The 19,787-nt window shown below is 59.3% G+C and carries 18 protein-coding genes; 5 read left to right on the top strand and 13 right to left on the bottom strand.

Translation table 11 applies throughout. The annotated features are described in order from the left end of the window. Positions 1-25: 25 nt before the first annotated feature. Complete coding sequence (locus tag EV130_RS05730) at positions 26-1,369, bottom strand: adenylate/guanylate cyclase domain-containing protein (RefSeq protein ID WP_074064928.1); 1,344 nt, start codon at positions 1,367-1,369, stop codon at positions 26-28. 443 nt (positions 1,370-1,812) lie between these two features. On the opposite strand from EV130_RS05730, the gene EV130_RS05725 reads away from it, so the two are divergent. After that, entirely contained in the window at positions 1,813-3,153 is a 1,341-nt protein-coding gene (locus tag EV130_RS05725; RefSeq protein WP_281031776.1) for a nucleotide sugar dehydrogenase, read from the top strand. On the opposite strand, the gene EV130_RS05720 is transcribed toward EV130_RS05725, so the two are convergent. Then, positions 3,143-4,318: a DUF3095 domain-containing protein gene (locus EV130_RS05720; protein ID WP_132551637.1), complete on the bottom strand. Its 1,176-nt coding sequence runs from the start codon at positions 4,316-4,318 to the stop codon at positions 3,143-3,145. The genes EV130_RS05725 and EV130_RS05720 overlap by 11 nt on opposite strands. Before the next feature lie 125 nt (positions 4,319-4,443). Here EV130_RS05720 and EV130_RS05715 point away from each other — a divergent pair, with 125 nt between their 5' ends. After that, positions 4,444-4,923, top strand: a complete 480-nt coding sequence (locus tag EV130_RS05715; RefSeq protein WP_074064925.1) for a class I SAM-dependent methyltransferase — start codon at positions 4,444-4,446, stop codon at positions 4,921-4,923. Between the two features lie 120 nt (positions 4,924-5,043). Here the strand turns inward: EV130_RS05715 and EV130_RS05710 are convergent, their stop codons facing one another. Next, positions 5,044-5,922, bottom strand: coding sequence for an FkbM family methyltransferase (locus EV130_RS05710; RefSeq protein ID WP_074064924.1), 879 nt, complete (start codon positions 5,920-5,922; stop codon positions 5,044-5,046). Further along, on the bottom strand, positions 5,922-7,640 hold the full coding sequence (locus EV130_RS05705) for an adenylate/guanylate cyclase domain-containing protein (RefSeq protein WP_074064923.1): 1,719 nt from the start codon (positions 7,638-7,640) through the stop codon (positions 5,922-5,924). Before EV130_RS05705 ends, EV130_RS05710 begins: the two co-directional genes overlap by 1 nt. A 300-nt stretch (positions 7,641-7,940) precedes the next feature. On the opposite strand from EV130_RS05705, the gene EV130_RS05700 reads away from it, so the two are divergent. Next, complete coding sequence (locus EV130_RS05700; RefSeq protein WP_132659550.1) at positions 7,941-9,029, top strand: glycosyltransferase family 4 protein; 1,089 nt, start codon at positions 7,941-7,943, stop codon at positions 9,027-9,029. After that, positions 9,026-9,805 (top strand): polysaccharide deacetylase family protein, encoded by a 780-nt coding sequence (locus tag EV130_RS05695; RefSeq protein WP_132659548.1) that lies wholly within the window; start codon positions 9,026-9,028, stop codon positions 9,803-9,805. The genes EV130_RS05700 and EV130_RS05695 overlap by 4 nt, the downstream gene beginning before the upstream one ends. Here EV130_RS05695 and EV130_RS05690 read toward each other — a convergent pair. Continuing rightward, a complete protein-coding gene (locus tag EV130_RS05690; protein WP_074064920.1) occupies positions 9,787-10,617 on the bottom strand; it encodes an MBL fold metallo-hydrolase in 831 nt (276 codons plus the stop codon). The genes EV130_RS05695 and EV130_RS05690 overlap by 19 nt on opposite strands. A gap of 660 nt (positions 10,618-11,277) precedes the next feature. On the opposite strand from EV130_RS05690, the gene EV130_RS05680 reads away from it, so the two are divergent. After that, the gene (locus EV130_RS05680; RefSeq protein WP_132551631.1) at positions 11,278-11,802 is read left to right on the top strand and encodes a GNAT family N-acetyltransferase; all 525 of its coding nucleotides are present in this window, start codon (positions 11,278-11,280) and stop codon (positions 11,800-11,802) included. On the opposite strand, the gene EV130_RS05675 is transcribed toward EV130_RS05680, so the two are convergent. From EV130_RS05675 to pcaG, 8 genes are all read right to left on the bottom strand, one after another. Next, a complete protein-coding gene (locus EV130_RS05675) occupies positions 11,799-12,515 on the bottom strand; it encodes an ABC transporter ATP-binding protein (RefSeq protein WP_132551629.1) in 717 nt (238 codons plus the stop codon). The two genes, EV130_RS05680 and EV130_RS05675, sit on opposite strands and share 4 nt — an antisense overlap. After that, positions 12,496-13,260, bottom strand: coding sequence for an ABC transporter ATP-binding protein (locus EV130_RS05670; RefSeq protein ID WP_074064916.1), 765 nt, complete (start codon positions 13,258-13,260; stop codon positions 12,496-12,498). Before EV130_RS05670 ends, EV130_RS05675 begins: the two co-directional genes overlap by 20 nt. Beyond that, positions 13,257-14,255: a branched-chain amino acid ABC transporter permease gene (locus EV130_RS05665; protein WP_132551627.1), complete on the bottom strand. Its 999-nt coding sequence runs from the start codon at positions 14,253-14,255 to the stop codon at positions 13,257-13,259. Before EV130_RS05665 ends, EV130_RS05670 begins: the two co-directional genes overlap by 4 nt. A gap of 13 nt (positions 14,256-14,268) precedes the next feature. After that, positions 14,269-15,132: a branched-chain amino acid ABC transporter permease gene (locus EV130_RS05660; RefSeq protein WP_074064914.1), complete on the bottom strand. Its 864-nt coding sequence runs from the start codon at positions 15,130-15,132 to the stop codon at positions 14,269-14,271. Positions 15,133-15,314: 182 nt separating this feature from the next. Further along, positions 15,315-16,487 (bottom strand): ABC transporter substrate-binding protein, encoded by a 1,173-nt coding sequence (locus EV130_RS05655; RefSeq protein ID WP_074064913.1) that lies wholly within the window; start codon positions 16,485-16,487, stop codon positions 15,315-15,317. 178 nt (positions 16,488-16,665) lie between these two features. After that, positions 16,666-17,712: a 3-carboxy-cis,cis-muconate cycloisomerase gene (locus EV130_RS05650; protein WP_132551625.1), complete on the bottom strand. Its 1,047-nt coding sequence runs from the start codon at positions 17,710-17,712 to the stop codon at positions 16,666-16,668. 111 nt (positions 17,713-17,823) lie between these two features. Beyond that, on the bottom strand, positions 17,824-18,993 hold the full coding sequence (locus EV130_RS05645) for an acyltransferase family protein (protein ID WP_132659546.1): 1,170 nt from the start codon (positions 18,991-18,993) through the stop codon (positions 17,824-17,826). 182 nt (positions 18,994-19,175) lie between these two features. Continuing rightward, on the bottom strand, positions 19,176-19,787 hold the full coding sequence (gene pcaG / locus EV130_RS05640) for a protocatechuate 3,4-dioxygenase subunit alpha (RefSeq protein WP_165918496.1): 612 nt from the start codon (positions 19,785-19,787) through the stop codon (positions 19,176-19,178).

Genomic DNA, 19,787 nt, shown 5'->3' with positions numbered 1-19,787 from the left:
GCAAAACAAGCATTTCAGCCGCAGCTTACTGAACGAAGCCCTCGGCCGTCGTCCGCTTGGCCTGCTTCTTGGCATCGCGATGGAGGAGGATGACCTGCTCGGCTTCGGAAAGGCCATTTGGGGCGACTTCGCGGAAATTCCCGTCGATGGCGCGTGCCGGCGCGGACGCGCGCGGCTGAAGTATCGTCACCTTCTGGCGGATGCCGCGCAGCTTCTCTTCACCAAGCGTCGTCCATTCACCGCCGCAATAACCCGCAAACGCCTGGCTGGCGACGACCTCGCGATTGTACTTCTTCGTCAGCGCCTGCAGGCGCTGGACTTCGTTGACAGCCGAGCCGAAGGCCGAAAACGTCAGGCGGTCCTTGAGCCCGACATTCCCGAGCATCACGTTGCCGATATGCAGTCCGATGCCGTAATTGATCGCGCCAAGACCTTTTTCGGCGCGTTCGTTGTTGAGTTCGACAACGCGTGCCTGCGCCTGGTGGACGGCAGAAAGGGCCGCCTGCGAGGCGATTTTCGACGGGTCCTTGTGACGGCCGCAGGGGTAGACAGCGAGAAAGCCGTCACCGAGGAAGCTTAAGATCTCGCCGCCATTGCGGTTGAAAGGTGCTGCAATCGCGTCGAAGAACTCGTTCAGCGTGTCGATATAGGCCTGCCGGCCTTCCTTTTCGGCATACATTGTCGACTGGCGCATGTCGCCCATGACAAGGGCGGCCCGGATCGTTTCTCCGTCGCCGCGGCGGATCTGGCCGTTCAGCACGCGCTTGCCTGCGTCGCCGCCGAGATAGGTCGTCAACATGTTGTTTGCGAGCTTGCCGAGCACGGCCATCTTGGCGGCAACGGCCAGATGGTTCTGCATGCGTAGCAGCGCATCGATCATATCGTCAGAAAAGCCAAAATGATTATCCGTCGACCACGAGCCCATCATGCCCTGGACGGAGCCGTCGCCGAAGGGCTGCACGAAGGCGAGATAGTCGGTGATCTTCTCGGCGCGCAGGTCCTCGAAGATGGGGAATTCCGCAAGGCCATCAAGCGAGATCCGGCGGCGGATATGCTGCAGGTTGTTGTCGAGAAGATAGTAATACGGGCTTTGGAGAAAACGGTCGGGCTTGGCGCCCACGGAATGGCGATAGCCTTCGATCGTGACCCCGCTCGCACGCCGCCAGGTGAAGCCCAAGGCGTCATAGAGCGGATGAAGCATCGAAAAGGTCAGGTGCACGCGCGCGATCGGAAGACCGGCGGCAGCAATCCGCTCGCAGAACCCGCGAACGATGTTTTCAAGATCATCACCGGCAAGCGAAGAGTTTGTCAGCCATTCGGCGACGCGGTCCAGAAGGATGGAGGACACGCTGGATTCGATCGTGCTCATTCTCGGTACTATCCTCATAAAGCACGTCCGTTCCTGAAGACGATAGAAAACCGGCCCGCGGCACTTTCGTGCGCAGGGCGGAAATTCAAGATGGACGAGCGGTATTATCGTGTCAACGATCTGCCGAAGAACCGGCAGACGTACCTGTCAAACCCACAAAACCGGGAGGACGGGCAGCCCTTTCCGTCATTCACTTATTTGATTTAAATAGGCGCCCCGGGAATGCGAGACAATGGCATCGGTGCATTTTTCTCCGCTTGGACAATCATCTCGAGCAGCGTGCGAGTCTTTTTAGTCACACCGGAAAGACCTGCCTGCCAGCGGGCCGATGCGGGCATGGCGATCACGCCTGCTTCACATCGCCGTTAGAAGACGGCGGGTTTCAATCTCGGCAATCTTGCATTATCTCACGGCCTAACTTCCTCTTATTGAAGAGAACTGTCTTGGCTAGCCCATCCTCTTTCGCCGACCTCTCCGCAAAGATCAAAGACCGCTCGGCCCGGGCGGGCGTCATCGGGCTCGGCTATGTCGGCCTGCCGCTGGCGATTGCAATTGCGCGCAGCGGTTTTGAAGTCACTGGCTTCGACGTCGATCCGAAGAAGATCGTGGCGCTCGATGCCAGCAAATCCTATATCGACGCGGTGGCCGACGAGGCATTGAGCATCGAGAAGCAGGCGAGCCGCTTTTCAGCGACGGTGGACTTTGCCGGCCTTGCGGCCTGCGACGTAATCGTCATCTGCGTGCCGACGCCGCTTACGAAGCATCGCGACCCGGATCTTTCCTATGTCGAAGCGACGTCGCGCTCCATCGCAGCGCATCTTCGTGCCGGCCAGCTCGTGGTCCTGGAATCAACGACCTATCCCGGGACCACCGACGACGTCGTGAAGGTCATCTTGGAAAAGACGGGCCTGAAATCGGGCGTGGATTTCTTCGTCGGCTTTTCTCCAGAGCGCGAGGATCCCGGCAACCAGCACTACCACACCGCGACTATTCCGAAGGTGGTCGCTGGCGACGGGGCGCAAGCGCTGGAGCTGATGAAAGCCTTTTACGGCGCGGCGGTGAAGACCGTAGTTCCAGTTTCTTCCAACGCGACGGCCGAAGCGGTGAAACTTACTGAGAACATCTTTCGCTCGGTCAATATCGCACTCGTCAACGAGCTGAAGACCGTCTATGCGGCGATGGGCATCGATGTCTGGGAAGTGATCGACGCGGCAAAGACCAAGCCGTTCGGCTATATGCCGTTCTATCCCGGGCCCGGGCTCGGCGGCCACTGCATTCCGATCGACCCGTTCTATCTGACATGGAAATCCCGCGAGTACGAACTGCCGACACGCTTCATCGAACTTGCAGGCGAGATCAATTCGGCGATGCCGCGCTATGTCGTTGGCAAGCTTGCAGAAGCACTGGATATCCGTTGCGGGAAGGCACTCAGCCGAAGCAAGGTTCTGGTCCTCGGTCTTGCCTACAAGAAGAATGTCGCAGATATCCGCGAGAGCCCGTCGCTACGCCTGATCGAGATCATTGAGGAACGAGGCGGCACGGCGGATTATCACGATCCTTTTGTGGCCGAAATTCCGCCGACGCGCGAGTATCAGGCCTTGAAAGGACGTAAATCCGTGGCGTTGGCGCCAAAGGTTCTCTTGGATTTCGACGCGGTGCTGGTCGCCACCGATCACGACCAGGTCGATTACGCCATGCTCGTCAAAAACGCGCCGCTGATTGTTGATACGCGAAACGTCTTCAAACGGCTCGGCCTTTCGGCGGGCCACGTCATCAAGGCGTGAGGCTTGCCGCCGAAACGGCCTTGCCGGTGATCTTGCTGGCGGCAACGGCATAACCGCCGTTTGCGCCATCTATGAAATGCATGTGGTCGCGTAAGAGCGGCGTCGGCACGAAACAGGTCATGAGCGCCGATTTCTGCCGGTGCAGGCCGTAACGGGCAATGCCGCCGGCTTGCGCTTGATCGAGCAGCTTTTCGATCCGATCGAGACGTGCGGCATCTACATCGATCGTCATTTTCAGCCCGTCGTCAAATTTGCGGAAATCCGAGTTTCCGGCAACATCCTCCTTGTAGCGCCGGGCGTCGAATTTGCCGAATGGCAGGCCGATCTTATAGAGCGCGGAAAGGAGGACGAGCTGCAGCACGATGAAGAGCTTGGTCAGGAAGCGCTTTCCCTTCGGTGCCGTCACCTTGACTTCGCGGTCGATGCCCTTCATCGAAAACGAGAGCCTAGGACCATCTGGGGGTATCGGATGGCCGCCGCGGCCCTGCTCGGCGGCAACCGCGACGATTTCCGTAACCAGTTGCTGAAACTCCGCGCCTTGCCCCATTGCGCCGGGAACGGCAATGATGGAGACGATTTCTCCATGCCGCGATCCAATCGGGTTCCAGCGGCAGGAGAGGCCGGCGAGGTTCGGCCGGGTGCCCGGCGCGGCGCGCGCAATGGCGTATTTGCCCTCCTTCATCTGTCGTTCGGCCCAGCTGTTGCCGCCTCCCGAGAACATCGCGTAGCTGACGTAGGGGCTTGCGGAATAACGGGCGATCAGGACGTCGAGACCTTCGCGGCGGATATCGGCGAGCGGCACGATGGCGGCGCGCAACATGAAGCCGAGCTCCTCTTCGGCCCAGATCTGCACGGCTGCGAGCGCATCGCGCGCAACCATTTCGAGCGATCCCGGCAGGGCAATGAGTGCCCCGTCGCCACCGAAGACGAAGGGATAATCGCCCTTGCTGACGGCATTCAACACGGCAGAGATGACAGAGGCGCCCGCCATGTTGACGTCCTTGTAGCGTCCGGCTTCGATCGCCTGCGTCGATCCGACGATATCGGCGAGCGCCAAAATCCAGCCGTCCGGCAGTGGCCGGTAGTTTCCAGCATCGGTCACGTCCTCGAAATCGGTAAAGACCGGCACTGTCGCGAAGAATTGTTGATCCGGAACGGCATTCATGATCCGACCTTATCACAGACGCATGTCGCCGCGGCAATGGTCATTTTGATTTGCGGTTGTCGACTTTGGGCGGTTTCATGTGATAGCACCGGATTGCAAAAAAGAAATGACGGACAAGGACATAGATGAGCCGCCTCGACAGCTTCATCCGCCGTTTGACGGCTCAGCGCGACATCCTCAATTCCATCCGTGACCTGGTGAAGGAGACCGAAGGCCCGGTTTTGGAATTCGGCCTTGGAAATGGCCGGACCTATGATCATTTACGCGAGCATTTCCCGACCCGCCGCATAATCGCATTCGATCGAGAGGTGCATTCCTATTCGGCCTCGACCCCGCCTGCCAACGACATGGTGACGGGCGATATCCGAGAAAGCGGCCAAGCCTTCATCGGTATCGGTGCAGCACTTGCACATGCCGATATTGGGACGGGCCATGACGAGATCGATGCAATAACGCTGACCTGGCTTCCGCAGCTGGTGGCCGGCGTTCTTACAAGTGGGGGCGTCGCCGTCAGCGGTCTGCCGCTCGATTGGCCGGAGCTTGAGCCGCTGCCGCTTCCTGACGGCGTCAAGGAAGGACGGTATTTTGTCTACCGGCGGAAGTAAGCCTGAGATGCGCAGGTTTTCCGTGCCTTGGGCCCAGATGCGTAACGCCACGCTTGCCTCGGCTCGACCGCCCTTGCTGGTCGGCCACCAACCCGTTTTCATGCATGCGCAAGCGAGGAATCACGGCAGCAAGAGGACGTCGTACTGATCAATGCCGCCTGGCAGGTCGCGAACCTTCATTTCCTGCTCGCCCTCCTCGAAGAAGACGATGCAATCCTCATAGCAGCCGGCAAGCATCCTTACGAAATCACGGGTCTGTTCGAGCCCGTAGAAAATCGGTGTGAATTCCATGTAGAGCGGCACGCGCCGCGACATCAGCGGAGCCATTGAGCGGCAGGCGACAGGTTCGTAGCCTTCGATGTCCATCCAGACGAGGCTGACGTCGTCCGCATTGAGACCTGTCTCGCTCAGGATGTCGCTCACCGGCCTTACCGGGACGCTCACCTTGATGTCCGATGAACTCTGCCGGATGGCGCTGCTCTTTCCATGGTTTGTTGCGTTGAGAAAGAAGTCGATTTCCCCTGCAGTCTCGCCCGCGGCGCAGTTGACGAGCGTGACCGTCTCCCCCAGCCGATTCTGGCCAATGTTGGTTTGCAGCAGCCGGAAATTGCGAGGATCAGGTTCGACGCTGACGATGCGCGAATAAGCGTTGCTCAGCGCGAAATAGACGGTCTGCGTGCCGATATTGCCGCCAAGCTCGAGCAGGACGCCGTCCTTTCGCAAAAGGCCGCGCTCGCGCAGCACCGCCAGGAGCCGATCGACGTTCCCGCGCTCGAAATGCCCCTTGCGGAAGACCTTGCGGCCGATATAGTCGGATGGCGAAAATGTCATCAGATGATCGCCGGCATCAACGGTCATGGAAAGGACCCGTGGCCCGATGTTTTCGATGAGCAAGCGCCTGCCGAAGCGCGTATCGAAGAAGCGGCTTGCCACGGCATTTTGCGCTCTGCGCAGGCGCTTTCGCCAGTATTTTTTTGATCTTAACGCGTCAGCGGCCATCAGGCTTTCCCATTGAGCGGTCGACCCGCCTGTTGCTTGTAGATCACATAGACTTTCAAAGGCAGCGCCCGGCCGCGCACACTGATGTCACGGCTTTCGATGCCGCCCATATCGGCGCCCGACAGATTGGCCACCGGCTCGGAAATGACGAGCGCCGCACCGAATTCCTTGGCGGCACTTTCAAGCCGGCTTGCAACGTTTACCGTGTCGCCGACGGCGGTGAGGTTTCGCACCCTGCCGTAGCCCATCGTGCCGACGACGGCTGGTCCAAAATGAATGCCGATCGCAATCTGAAGCGGTATCGTCAGTTCGTCGGCGAGTTCGGCGCCGAGTTTTTCAATTTCCGACGTGATCGTTTCGGCCGCCTTCAGCGCCTGGCGGCAGCCCTCGCCGGGCGAAGTGCCGATGCCAAAAAGGGCCATGGCGCCATCGCCGATGAACTTGTCTATCCTTCCGCCGGCTTGTTCCACTGCCTTTCCGACAAGGGCGAAATAGCGGTTGAGCAGGAAAACGATGTCGAAGGGCAGCCGGGTTTCCGTCAAACTCGTGAAGTTGCGAATATCGCAGAAAAGCACGGCAATTTCACGCTCCCGGCCAGGACTTGCTTCCTGTGTGTTGGCTGGAAGGGCCGGTTCGGTCGTCGGGATCAGAAGCGGCGCGACGGTGATGTCATGATCCGGGCGAAGCTGACAGGCGAGACGTACGTCCGGCGACGCATTGATGCGCTCGAGCGTCTTCTGCTCCAGTTGATCAGGTTGCGGCAGGCGCTGGTAATCGCTAAGGATCTGAACGCGGCAGGTGGAGCACTGTCCCTTGCCGCCGCAGACCGAGTAATGTGGCAGCCCGCCGAGACGGCTCGCCTCCAGCACCGTGAAACCGCGCGGCACCTTGATCGTCTCGCCTCCCGGATAATGCACGGCAATCTGGTCCGTGCGCTCCTTCCACTTGCGGCGGCCGCGCGCGGCGATGACGGACAGAAGCGCCAGCGAAAAGCTGCCATAGAGCCCGGCGCGTATCATCGCGATCTGCCGCTGGGCGTGAGGGTCGGAATAATAGCGGGTATTGAGGTTTTCCTGATAGCGTCCGGTGTCGACAAGACCCTCATAGTCCGGCTCGGCGATCGTGCGGCCCATCTCGATGAAGCCGAGCAGCGAAAGCACGGGCAGCAGGATCGCAATTGCCAGAAGCAACGGTGCAAGACCGTCGTACCAAGGCCGGTAGCGCAGCCAGAAATGCAGGCCGATGCAGCCGTGGACCCAGACGACAACAAGCGCGACTGCCTGCCGGATGCCGTTGCCGAAGGAGAGTATCCACAGCTGGCGAACGACCGTTTCGTAGTTGTCGGCATAGCTGTAGAGTTCATGGACGATACGGGTTCCGATCACATGATCGATCAAGAGCAGCGGGATGGCGAGGCCGAGCACGATCTGGGCCATTTCACCATTTGGCATGACCAGGCTGCGGCGCATGTATAGCGAGCGGAGCACCAGCGCGATGTGAGTGAAGATCGCGCTGTAGAAGATCAGCGTGCCGAGCGGATTTCGCCAAAGGGCGACAAACAGCCGGCGGCCGTCATCGGCAGCAGCGACGGAAATGAGCCCGAGTGCATGGTTCGACAGGTGGAGGACCACGAAGGCGAACATGACAAGGCCTGAACCGAGGCGGGCGCGCCGGATGTTACTCTCTGAAAAAATGCCTGTATGCGCGACGGTTACCATTCAATTCCGTTCTTGACGTTCACCTGAATATGCCGAAAGTCGGTTAACTTTAGATCGTCTTTACCAGATCGGAATTCGCCACCAGATAGAGACGCTGGAGCTTGACCCGCGGAAAACCGTTCACAGCTTCGAGCATCATGCTCTAGAGGTGATCAGGTGAAAGCGAAATGCCATCTTCTCCAGCCACGATCACATTCCATATGTTTATCAGTAACTTTTAAGGAAACGGACAATAGCGGTAATTTTCGCGATAGGCCGGACGGGCGGCGCAATGAAACGCTTTCTCAACGGAGCGGCCTGATGCGGATTGCATTTTACGCGCCGCTGAAGTCTCCAAACCATCCGACACCGTCCGGCGACCGCCTGATGGCGAGGCTGCTTGTCGAGGCGCTGCATCGTTCCGGTCATTCGGTCGAGATCGCCTCCGAATTTCGCAATTTTGCGCCAACTCCCGAGGCGGCAACTCTGCTTGAGGGCGAGAGGCAGGCGGAGCTTGTCCGTCTAAAAAGCATTTGGCGCCGTGGACCAAAACCGCATCTGTGGTTCTGTTATCACCCGTATTACAAATCGCCGGATCCTTTCGGACCCGTGCTTGCGGCCGAATTCGCCATTCCTTACGTCACGGCGGAGGCCTCCTATTCCCGCAGACGCGACGCCACCGGCTGGGCATCGGCGCAGGCGACGGTGGCGGCAGCAATCCGGCAGGCGGCGGTCAACATCGTACTCACGGAACGCGACGCGGCTGGGATCGGCCAGGCCATTCCTGAGGCCCGTCTTGCTTCAATCAAGCCGTTCATAGACACGGTATCGAGCAAGAACATCGATCTGCGGCCGGATCCGAAACGGCTCGTGACCGTCGCCATGATGCGCGCCGGTGACAAGATGGCGAGCTATAGGGCGCTGGCTGCGGCACTGCGCGTGATCAAAGACAAGGCCTGGACGCTTGGGATTATCGGCGATGGCCCGATGCGGGCGCAAGTCGAGGCGCTGTTTTCGGATTTTTCGCTCGCCCGCATCGATTGGCTGGGCGAACGAAGTGCGTCGGACGTCGCAAGTCTTCTCGCCCGGTCGGGGATCTATGTCTGGCCCGGTTGCGGTGAAGCCTATGGCCTTGCCTATCTTGAAGCGCAGGCGGCCGGCCTGCCTGTGGTGGCGCAGCGAACAGCCGGCGTGCCAGCGGTCATTGAAGATGGGGTGACTGGCATATTGACGGCAGATGGCGATGTCGACGCCTTTGCCGCCGCCATCGCCCGCCTGCTGGACGATCCGCTGCGACGCCAGGAAATGGGCGCGGCGGCGCGGGACTTCGTGCTGGAGGAGCGATCGCTTGAGGTCGCTGCCCGGGACCTCGAAAAAATATTGAAACGATACACAGGAGTTGACCCATGAGCGGCAGTTCGATCTGGAAACCCCTGCGTGAGGAACTCGCGCGCTGGCGCGAGGCAGGAAGGGTGGCTCGCTTCTGGTGGCGTGATGACGATGCGATCGAGCCGACGGCGGCGCTCGACAGATTGCTCGGACTCGCAATTGCGCATGAGACGCCGTTGACCGTTGCCGTCATCCCGGCAAAGACCGGCCCCGCACTTTCTCAGCGGCTTTCAGGTGCGCGCGGGGTGAGTGTTGCGGTGCATGGATGGTCGCATGAGAATTATGCGCCGCTGCAAGAAAAAAAACAGGAACTTGGCGGGCACCGGCCGGCGGAGGCCGTGCTTGGCGAACTCTATGACGGTCTCCTGACGCTGCAGCGGCTGCATCCGGCCAGATGCATTCCCATGCTTGTGCCGCCATGGAACCGCATCGACGGCAGCCTTGTTCCCAAGCTCCCGGCGCTTGGTTTCGAATGCATTTCGACGTTCGGCCGGGCGACTGCGGAGGGGCCGATGCCGCTGCTCAACACACATATCGACATCATGGGACGGAGAGCGGATGGGAAGGGCCCGCGCGTCGGGCGACCGCATGATGAAGTGGTAAGCGAACTTGTGAGAGAACTGCAGGACCGCTTCGAGGGCCGAAACGAGCCGATCGGCTTGCTGACGCACCACCTCGCGCATGACGAGACGGCGTGGACGTTCGCCGAGGCATTTCTCAAAGAGACCGACGGTCATCAGGCGATTTCGTGGAAACCGGCAGCAGAGCTGCTGAAGGATCAGATGTCGACGACCTGATTGTCACGCGCGGCAAAGGCGCTGGGGAATGCCGCCTGGGCATTCTTTTCCATCTCGCCGAGCTGATCGTCCGTGCGCGATGGCGCGTGATGGAAGAGCGCGAATCGTCTCGTTCCTGCCATCTTGGCCAATTCGATCCCGTGCTGCCAGGTCGAATGGCCAAAGCCCTTGAAGCGCTGCATCTCATCTTCGTTGTAGGTGCAGTCGTAGATCGCCAGATCCGCATCCTTCATCAAATCCAGAGACACCGGGTCATAAGTGCCGGGGATGTGCTCGACGTCGAATACAAGCGCGACGGCGCGCCCGCCCCACTCGATGCGATAGCCGATCGCACCGCCTGGATGGTTCAGCTTGTAGGTCTTAATGCGCACACCCTCGCGCGGAGAAAGCATGTCGCCGGCATGGAAATCGCGGAAGTTCATCGTCGCCTGACAGATATCGGTCTTGACCGGGAACCAGGGAGGGCTGATGAATTGATCGACCATATCCTTGGTGCTCATCTTGCCGTCGAGATGGCCGGACCAGATGTTGAGATTGATCGTGGGATAGTAAATCGCCTTGAAGAAGGGCAATCCGATGATGTGGTCGTAGTGACAGTGGCTGAAGAAAAGATCGACCTGCGTAACGCCTTCGTTGAGCATCGCAAGCCCGGCCTCGCGCAGTCCGGAGCCTGCGTCGAAGATCAACCGGTGGGCGCCGCAGCGCAGTTCGATGCAGGTGGTGTTGCCGCCGTAGTGATCGAATTCGGGGCCGGATACCGGGATGCTGCCGCGAACGCCCCAAAATTTTACCTGAAACTGATCGTTACTCATGGTTCTTCAAAATCGGGCTCCAGCACAGCGCTATCGTAATCATAGTTTACCCCTGATGCGAAGTGCGGAATTCCGCGAGGTGCCTCTATCTTGCCTGTTCTCACAATCGCTAGCAGCAGAAGGAGTATATTTTCCTAAGGCAGCAGGAGTCGGATCCGACAGCAGCCGGATATGGTTTGCTTTGCGTAAACGGAGATGCCGGAGTCTGAAAGCTAATGGACATCTCCTGTTCTAATAGGTGGCTCTTCCGGGGCGAAAATACAATTCTCCGCATTTTCGAGCCATCTTCGTCAATTGCATGTCACAATCGATCAAACGATGGCAAGGCGGTCATATTGCAGATCTGCGAAATGTTACCGTGCGTGCGCGACGATACCGGAGGCCGGCGGCGGCCATCGAGCATCCGCAATTGGCCACTGACGAATGAGGGAGGTTCCGAAGCGAGAAAGACCGCTGCGCCGAGCAATTCTGCGACATTGCTCAATCGGCCTGCAGTGTCCGCGCCTCCAGCCATGCCGAGAATTTCGGATCGCCGGCGCCTGGTTGTCGGCTCCCTTTACTGCGGCGACCGATTGGAGAGGAGTGCTTGGAGCGATGCAAGCATCGTTTTGACCCCGGGGCTCGGGTTTGTTATGTGCGGTACTGCAATGGAGGCTCATCATGCGCATCCGCAATGAGACAATAGCCGATATCCCAGCGATCCGTGCGCTGATCAGCACGGCCTTTGCCGCCAAGGACCACAGCAGCCAGACGGAAGCGGCAATTGTCGATGCCCTGCGCAGGAATAGAGCCTTGTCGGCGACGCTCGTTGCCGAAGATGAAGGCCAAATCGTCGGCCACATCGCGTTCTCACCGGTGATGATCAACCGCAGGGATTTGGGCTGGTACGGCCTCGGTCCACTCGCGGTAACACCCGAAAGGCAGGGCGAGGGGATCGGTACTCGTCTGGTGAAGGATGGACTTGGTGCCATCCTTAAACTCGGCGCCCAGGGATGCGTCCTGCTTGGCGATCCCGGGTACTACGGCCGGTTCGGCTTCAAGGCGGATGCTCGCCTCAGGCTTGCAGATTATCCGGCCGAATATTTTCAGGCACTGTGTTTCAGCGGTGAAATGCCGTCCGGCATGGTCACCTATGACGCGGCTTTCGACCTCACGAATGACGAAGCGTCTCGCCACGGACCCTAGTGCAGCCCGCCAACCCCGAGCAGACGTTCCACGGCGGCTTGATCGGTCGATAACATTTCGGGCGTGCCGGTCCAGGCAAGGCGTCCCCGTTCAAGGATGATGACCTGATCGGCGAAGTCGAGCGCACTTTGGATGCGTTGCTCGACAAGAAGGATCGTCATGTCGCCGGTCTTGGCGAGTTGGGAAAATGCCGCCATCAGCTCTTCGCAGATGACGGGTGCAAGACCTTCCAGCGGTTCGTCAAGCAGCAGAACGGAGGGACGGCCGAGAATCGTGCGGGCAGTCGACAACATCTGCTGCTCGCCACCGGAGAGTTGGCCGCCCAGATTGCGGCGGCGCTCCTTAAGACGTGGAAACATCACGTATGCCTCTTCGAGCGCCGTCTTCGGCCGTCCTTTGAGGCCGACGAACAGGTTTTCCTCAACCGTCAAGGTCTGAAAGATGCAGCGTGCCTGCGGCACATAACCGAGCCCTTGATGGGCGCGAGCTGCGCTGGCCATGGATGTGAGGTCTGCGGAGCCGAGGCGGATGCGGCCGTCATAACGTCTGGTCTGTCCGGCAAGCGTCGCAAGCAAGGTGGTCTTGCCCATTCCGTTGCGGCCAAGGATGGCAAGCCGGGCGCCTGCGGGCACGGCGAATGAAACGTCTTCAAGAACCCGCGTCGGTCCATAGCCGGCGGAGAGGCTGTCTACCTCAAGCGACGTGGCTGGCATTCGCATAGCTCCCGAGATAGGCCTCGCGCACGCGGGCATCCTTGGTGACCTCGACCGGCGAACCGTCGAAAATGATGGTACCTGCCGCAAGCACGATGACACGTCTGGCAAAGCGGAACACGAGGTCCATATCGTGCTCGATCATCAACACGGCGAGATCGGCTGGCAGATCGGCGAGCGCCTGCTCGATGCGGGCGGTATCGCTTTGAGGCACGCCGGCAGCAGGTTCATCAAGCAACAGCACCTTCGGTTTCAGTGCCATAGCGACCGCAATCTCGAGGAGACGCTGCTGTCCATAAGCAATTTCACTGACCCTGCGGCACATGAGGTCGCGAAGGCCGAGCGTGTCAAGCAGATCGGTGACTTCTGCCATGAGGTCGGCCATTGCGAGAAAGTTGCCGAACATCTGGCCAGTGCGTCCGTCACGCTGCAGGATCGCGAGCGCGACGTGTTCGGCCGGCGTCATTTCCTGGAAGAGCCGTGTGACCTGGAAGGAGCGGACGAGGCCGCGCCTGACGCGGCCCGCCGCCCCAATTCTCGTCACGGTCTCGCCACCGAGGCGGACATCGCCGGCGTCCGGCGATAGGTTGCCAGTGACGAGATTGACGAAAGTGGTCTTGCCAGCGCCGTTCGGGCCGATGAGCGCAACACGGTCACCTGCTGCCATCGAGATCGATACGTCATTGGTCACCACCAGGCCGCCGAAGGATTTCCGGAGATCGACGACTTCCAAGACGGGGCTCATTGCGCAGTCTCCTTCCGGCGGACGAAAAAGGCAGTTGCTGTCCCATAAAGGCCCTTCGGGGCGAAGAGGACGACAGCAACCAGTAGCGCGCCGACCATCGTCAGCCAGTGGAACGGGTTTGCAGCCGAGACATAATCTTCAAAGAGCATGAAGATGACGGTGCCGCAGAGCGCACCGAAGAGGGAGCCGGTGCCGCCGAGAACGAGCATGACGAGGCTTTCGGCCGAAAGCGTGAAGGAGAGGCTGTCGAGGCCGACCACCTGCGTGGAGATGGCATTGAGGGCGCCACCGACACCGGCGACGGCGCCTGAAATGACGTACATCTTCATCAGCGCCGCCTTCGGCGAGGCTCCCATGGCCCGGACGCGCAAGGCGTCCTCCTTGATGCCGCGGCACAGCATGCCAAAGGGCGAACGCACGACAAGGCGGAGAAGAACGAAAACGACAAGCAGCAAGATCACCCCGAAGACATAGGCGGTATGGCCGTAAAGGTCGAACTCGAAGGTGCCGAAGATCGGATCGGCCGAGATGCCGGAAAGGCCATCGCTGCCACCGGTCCAGGAAGATGCCTTGTTGGCGAATTCGTGGAAGAGGTTGATGAGCGCAATTGACAGGACAAGCTGCGGCAGGCCGTGGGCACGCAAGATGACGATTGCGCAGACGAGGCCTGCAGCAGCGCCACCGGTGATACCGGCAAGCGTCATCAAAAGGGGATCGGTGATGCCGTAATGGGCCGAGACAATGCCCGCCGCATAGGCGCCGGAACCGAAGAGTGCGGCATGGCCGAGCGTCGCCACGCCGCAATATCCGGTTACGAGATCAAGGGCGAGAACGAGCAATGCGGTTGCGATGACGCGCGTCAGCAGCGCGAGGTTATCAGGAAACAGCAAATAGCCGATGCTGGCGAGCACGACGATTGCGGCAATGCCGGCGGTATCGCGGCCGAAAAAGCGAATGCGCCGCATGGGTACTGCTGTCGTGGTTGGGATGTTCATGTCGAGCGTCGTCCTACTGCACTCTTCCGGCAAAGCCGCGCGGAAAAACGCAGACGATTGCAATAACGGCGAGATAGAAGAAGAATTCTCCGTATTCCGGCATCAGGTAACGGCCCGTGGTGTCGATGCCGCCGAGAACCAGGCAGGCGATCAATGCGCCGCCAATCGAGCCCGCTCCGCCGACCGAGACAACGACCAGGAAAGTCACCATGTAGCGCAGCGCATAATAGGGCTCGACCGGCAAGAGCTCGGCGCCGACCACGCCGCCAAAGGCAGCCAGGCCGACGGCAACTGCAAAGCTCAATGCATAGATGATCTCCGTGCGCACCCCAAGCGCGGCGGCCATGGCGGCATTATCGACGGATGCGCGCAGCTTTACGCCAAAACTTGTCTTTTCGATCGTGTACCAAAGGGCGCCCGCGACGGCGAGGCCGCAGAAGATGGCAAAAAGCCGATGCACCGGAATGGTGCGGAATCCAAGATTGGCCGAGCCTTGCAGGGCGTCAGGCAATGGAATGGTCTTCAGCGTCGGACCCATGACGTAGTTGGCTATCCCGATGATGCAGAAGGTGATGCCGATCGTCATCAGAACCTGCGTCAGTTCCGGCGCACCATAGATGCGCCGGTAGAGGAAGCGTTCGACCGGAATGGCGACGACGATGGTTCCAGTGACGGCGAAAAGAACTGCGATGCCGTAGCCAAGGCCGAGATCGCGCGCGGCATAGGAGGCAATGTACCCGCCGATCATGGCAAAGGCGCCGTGGGCAAGGTTGACGACGCGCATCAGGCCCATTGTGACCGAAAGGCCGATCGAGATCACGAACAGCACCATGCCATAGGCCAGCGCGTCGACGGCAATGCTGAAGACAGTCTGCATGAGGCTCGTGTGTTCCTTTTCTCGTCCAGCAGGTGCTGAAGCCCGCTTGGCGTTCTTGTGCCGAAACCCTTTCTTCCGAGAAAGGGGAGACTTGCGGTTGCGCCAGATGCCCTTTTGTTCGTCGAGGCGTGGATGGGGCTGACGAGCGGCCCGGACAAACGCTTTGAGAAGCCTTGCTCGTCCTACTTTGTCGCCGCCAGACCGGGATCCCCCTGCCTTTCAAAGACCTGGATTTCCTTGTTGATGTATTTGCCGTCCGCATCCTTGGCGACTTCGCGCAGATAAATATTTTCAGTGATGTGGCGGCTTTCGGGATCGATCGAAACGGGGCCGCGCGGGCTCATCCAGGAAAGGCCCTTTACGGCTTCGACAGCTTTTTCAGCATCCTGCTTGCCGCCAGTTGCCTCGATCATCTTGTAGATGACGTGCATGCCGTCATAGGCCCCGACGGCTGGGAAGGTGAGTTCGGCCGGATTGCCGAGTGCCTTGCCGGCGGCCGCAACGAATGCCTTGTTTTCGGGAGAGTCGTGCGAGACCGAGTAGTGGTATGTTGTCAATATGCCGAGAGCGGCATCGCCGAGTGCCGGAAGGTCGGATTCCTGCGTCAAGTCGCCGGTCGCAAAGAGCTGGATGCCGGCGCCTTTCAGGCCGTTTTCGCTATAGGATTTCACGAAGCCAAGCGTCGGCGGACCGGATGGCAGGAACGCAAACACGCCCTCAGCACCCGAATCCTTGATGCGCTGCATGATCGGGCTGAAATCGTTGGTGGCGAGTGGCATACGGATCGCTTCGACGATTTCTCCGCCTTGCTTTTCGAAGCCCGCCCTGAAGGCGTTTTCAGCGTCGACCCCAGGACCGTAGTCGCTGACAACCGAGATGACCTTCCTAATGCCCTTGTCGAATGCGACCTTGGCGATGGGCATCGAGGTCTGCCAAAGAGTGAAGGATGTACGAACGACCAGAGGGCTTTTGGTGACGATGGCGGAGGTTGCGGCGTTCATGATCACGAGCGGCGTATTGGCCTGTTTCAAGATGGGCGTAACGGCCATTGCGTCAGGTGTGAAGTAAAACCCGGCCAGATACTGGACCTTCTCCTTGACGACGAGTTCCTGGGCAAGCGCCTTGGACTTGGCCGGATCGGCGGCCGGCAGGTCGCGATAGATGACTTCGACCCTATTGTCGCCGATCTGGGCGCCATTCGTCGCCATATAGGCGTCGATCCCGGCCTTGAAGTTCTTGCCCTGCAGCGCGAACGGACCCGAAAACGGCCCAACGACCCCGACCTTGATCGTCTCGCAATAGGCGGCAGTACCCATGACGATTGCCGCCGCAGCGGCCAGAACCAGCTGTTTCATTTTCCTCTCCCTTTATGCCCGGCGGACTCCACCGCCGAGTTAGCGCGCAGCTCAATTTCACGTTAGTGTGTCATGCGAAACGGTAATGTAAAATGAAATAAATACGGTAATTCATAACTGGTGCATTATGCTACGCATCTGCACCAGCTTGCCACGAACGGTGAGGAAGCAAGCTTGTCTACGAGCCCCCGAGGCGTAGAATATTGCCGGTCAGTTCGCGCGCAAGTCGCAGGGCACCGGCCGTCGCCATGATCATCTGCGGCAGAACGAGCCATTCGAGTGTCCAGGCGGCACCCGAACGTTCCTGTTCGTGAACTAGCGCTTGGTGTATGGCTGAAAGCTGAGTGGCGTTGAAGCGGGAAAATGCCACAAGCGCTTCGGCACCGACGGGGTTGTGTTTATGCACCATGGCTGACGAACTTCCGCCGCCGGCAAGTTCGATCTCGCCGCCGGCCTGCGCCAGAAGCGCTATGTCCTGGCCCATCTTCCCCAGACTGCCGGTGATCAGTGAAAAGAGGTTGGCAAGGTCGGCGACGGGCGCGCGCTGGCTTTGCCATTGTGGCTCGTCAGTCAGTCCAAGTTCCTGGGCGAGCGAAGCGCGTATGGCGGCAGCCTTGTCGCCCAGCCTGTCCAGTGTCCCGGCCGCGCCACCGAACTGGACGGGAAACCTCTGTACCCTTAGCCGGCCATGATGACCTTCAAGCGGCGCTCGCCATGTCCGCAGACGATCCGAAACGGCAATTGGGATTGCGGCCTGCATGCGGGTATGGCCCATCAGACTGTTCTGGCCGAACCGGCGATCGAGCGCGTCGAGAGCGCGAACAATGGCATCGAGCCTGCCGGAAAATAAGAAGACAATCGACTTTAGCCTGATCATCAGACTGGTATCGATGGCGTCCTGGCTTGTCGCCCCGAGATGGACATACTGGGCCGCCTCGCCACCCACGAAGGTGCGCAGTTGCGCGACGAAATCGGGAACGACGACGCCGTCTCTGGCGGTCGCAACCCTAAGAGAGGTGATATCGGCGGTGAAACCTCGACAAGCTTCGGCAATGCGGCGTGCTGCCTTCTGCGGGATCAGGCCAAGGGCGCCTTCGGCCTTTGCAAGTGCAGCCTCGAAGGAGAGCATAGCTGTGATGTCGGCATCAGCCGAAAGATAATCCGAGATTTCATCGTCCCCGCAAAGGCCGCTGAGAAATGGATGGTCGAATGCGGATGCGGTCACGTGACCTCTCATTTGTTTTGCCTACTGTTGCCGCCAGCTTGCCGTTTGAAAACCGCGGCGGCGGCAAAAGATGGCGGTAGAGATGGCACGGAATGTCCTTTCCCTTGCCAACTATGCCTTTACCGGTTTTTCGACCGGCAGAATCCTTATATCGGCATTCTCGTCGACGCCTCGCGCCTTTGCAACGAACGAGAATTTCTTTCGCATGCCCAAGATCGGCTTCTCAATGACATGCCAGGAAAAGACAGCGATGCCCATCGCGGCGCAGATGCCGATAGCATAGAGCGCGATCGCCCCGGTTTTCGGGATCAGGAACGGGCCCGGCGCCAGACTGATCAAAATCTGAAGAAAGGGGTCGTGATACAGATAGACGCCATAAGAGTAGTCGCCCTTGTGAAAGAAGGAGGGCAGGGGCACCGGCGTCAGACCGACGAATATCGTGATATAGACGAGCGCTGGTATTACCAGCAATCTGTTTGGCACGCTCTCGATGGAGGAGCTGCTCAAGAACAGCATCGCCAGGATGGAAACTGCCACGCTCGCCAAGAACAATGATTTTTTGTAAGGAATGAAATCCCGCAATTGGTAGGCCAGGATGCCGAGCAGAAATGCAAATACCAGCTGGGCGCCGCGGCTGACGAAGAGCGTGCTCAAAACCAGGTCAACGCGATAGGGCAGTAGTTGTCCGAAGGACTGGACGACAAGCCCGCTCAGGATAAAGCCACCGGTCAAAAGCGCCAGCTTCTGCCATGACTTGATGATCGAGGTGATCATGAGCGCAGACATGATGATGTAGCAGAAGATTTCCCACGGGACGGTCCACAGAGCTCCGTTTACCCGATGTGTCGGATTTCCCTCAAATACACCCGGCAGGCTGTAATGAATCCAGCCGATGATGTTGAGAAAATACTTGTAGAAGTCGACGCCGAGAAAATAGTCACGCAAAGCGACGGTCGTCACAAGAGGGCCGATAATGAGCGCGCAGACAACGATATCGACCGCAAGAGCAGGAACGATACGCAGTCCGCGGTTCAAGAGAAAGTTCTTCAGGCTGAGGCGCTGAGCGCTTCCTGCGATCAGAAAACCGCTAAGAGCGAAGAACATCGGAACCAGTGCGTATTCGGCAAACCACAATGGGCTCGAACGAAAAAAAGCGTCATTTCCGGTCAGCAAAAATGAATGTGCCAATACGATTGAAAAAGCCAGGGCAATTCTAAGGAAGTCAAAACCTGGGCCGAGACCCTTGTGCACCGTCAGAACGTGCCCGAATGTTTTCTGCATGTTTCCACCATCGACGTTCAGCCCGGGAAAGTCTTACTGCGGTGCAGCATTTTTAACAACCCGCCTATCGTCGTTTTGATAGCCGCGCTGCTCGCTTTGATTGCATTCGGGGTGCCGTCGGCATTGGCTTTTGGCAGGGATCGCCTGCACCAATGGGCACAGAGCCTGACTTTGTATCCTCGTCAAATGTCGAGAAATACCGTTTCCTTGTTCCCCTGAAGTCGGATATCAAACGTATAGGTTGTGCCATCGCGGATCGCGATCATTGTTGCAACGCGCTCGCCGTGTTCGACGCGGGCAAGCAGTGGATCGGCCTTGTTGGCGTCTGCCTCCTCCGGAAAGTACATGCGGGTGTGGAGCCCGATATTGACGCCGCGTGCAACGATCCAGAAAGAGATGTGCGGCGCCATCATGCGGCCGTCCTTGAAGGGCACGCAGCCAGGTTTGACAGTTTCGAACCGATAAACGCCATCTTCGACGCTGGTCGGACAGCGACCCCAACCCGCAAAATTCGGATCGGCCGCGCCGCGCATTTCCGACGGGCTGTCGTAAAGCCCGGCGCAGTCGGCCTGCCAGATTTCGACGACCGCGTCACGCACCGGCGCGCCTGCTCCATCATAGATGCGGCCGGTCACGGTGATTCGCTCGCCAAGGGTCTGTTCGTTGACCATCACGCTGCCGAGATCTTGTGCGTAGACACCCCCGATATCACAGAAATTTGGCGTGAGGCCGATATGGACATAGGGACCTGCCGTTTGCGACGGGGTTTCCTTGAGGTAGCCGAGTTCCTGCAT

The organism is Rhizobium azibense (genome assembly GCF_004342325.1).
In the GTDB taxonomy this organism is placed as follows: Bacteria; Pseudomonadota; Alphaproteobacteria; order Rhizobiales; family Rhizobiaceae; genus Rhizobium; species Rhizobium etli_B.
Note: the sequence above shows the minus strand (reverse complement) of the source record. Positions and strands in the feature narration are given on the sequence as shown.

Excerpts from the sequence above, each read along its gene's own strand:
- EV130_RS05700 (WP_132659550.1), top strand. The coding sequence starts at position 7,941 with ATGCGGATTGCATTTTACGCGCCGCTGAAGTCTCCAAACCATCCGACA.
- EV130_RS05730 (WP_074064928.1), bottom strand. The coding sequence starts at position 1,369 with ATGAGCACGATCGAATCCAGCGTGTCCTCCATCCTTCTGGACCGCGTC.
- EV130_RS05665 (WP_132551627.1), bottom strand. The coding sequence starts at position 14,255 with ATGAACATCCCAACCACGACAGCAGTACCCATGCGGCGCATTCGCTTT.
- EV130_RS05695 (WP_132659548.1), top strand. The coding sequence starts at position 9,026 with ATGAGCGGCAGTTCGATCTGGAAACCCCTGCGTGAGGAACTCGCGCGC.
- EV130_RS05680 (WP_132551631.1), top strand. The coding sequence starts at position 11,278 with ATGCGCATCCGCAATGAGACAATAGCCGATATCCCAGCGATCCGTGCG.
- EV130_RS05710 (WP_074064924.1), bottom strand. The coding sequence starts at position 5,922 with ATGGCCGCTGACGCGTTAAGATCAAAAAAATACTGGCGAAAGCGCCTG.
- EV130_RS05720 (WP_132551637.1), bottom strand. The coding sequence starts at position 4,318 with ATGAATGCCGTTCCGGATCAACAATTCTTCGCGACAGTGCCGGTCTTT.
- EV130_RS05645 (WP_132659546.1), bottom strand. The coding sequence starts at position 18,993 with ATGCAGAAAACATTCGGGCACGTTCTGACGGTGCACAAGGGTCTCGGC.
- EV130_RS05670 (WP_074064916.1), bottom strand. The coding sequence starts at position 13,260 with ATGAGCCCCGTCTTGGAAGTCGTCGATCTCCGGAAATCCTTCGGCGGC.
- EV130_RS05660 (WP_074064914.1), bottom strand. The coding sequence starts at position 15,132 with ATGCAGACTGTCTTCAGCATTGCCGTCGACGCGCTGGCCTATGGCATG.
- EV130_RS05690 (WP_074064920.1), bottom strand. The coding sequence starts at position 10,617 with ATGAGTAACGATCAGTTTCAGGTAAAATTTTGGGGCGTTCGCGGCAGC.
- EV130_RS05715 (WP_074064925.1), top strand. The coding sequence starts at position 4,444 with ATGAGCCGCCTCGACAGCTTCATCCGCCGTTTGACGGCTCAGCGCGAC.
- EV130_RS05705 (WP_074064923.1), bottom strand. The coding sequence starts at position 7,640 with ATGGTAACCGTCGCGCATACAGGCATTTTTTCAGAGAGTAACATCCGG.
- EV130_RS05655 (WP_074064913.1), bottom strand. The coding sequence starts at position 16,487 with ATGAAACAGCTGGTTCTGGCCGCTGCGGCGGCAATCGTCATGGGTACT.
- pcaG (WP_165918496.1), bottom strand. The coding sequence starts at position 19,787 with ATGCAGGAACTCGGCTACCTCAAGGAAACCCCGTCGCAAACGGCAGGT.
- EV130_RS05675 (WP_132551629.1), bottom strand. The coding sequence starts at position 12,515 with ATGCCAGCCACGTCGCTTGAGGTAGACAGCCTCTCCGCCGGCTATGGA.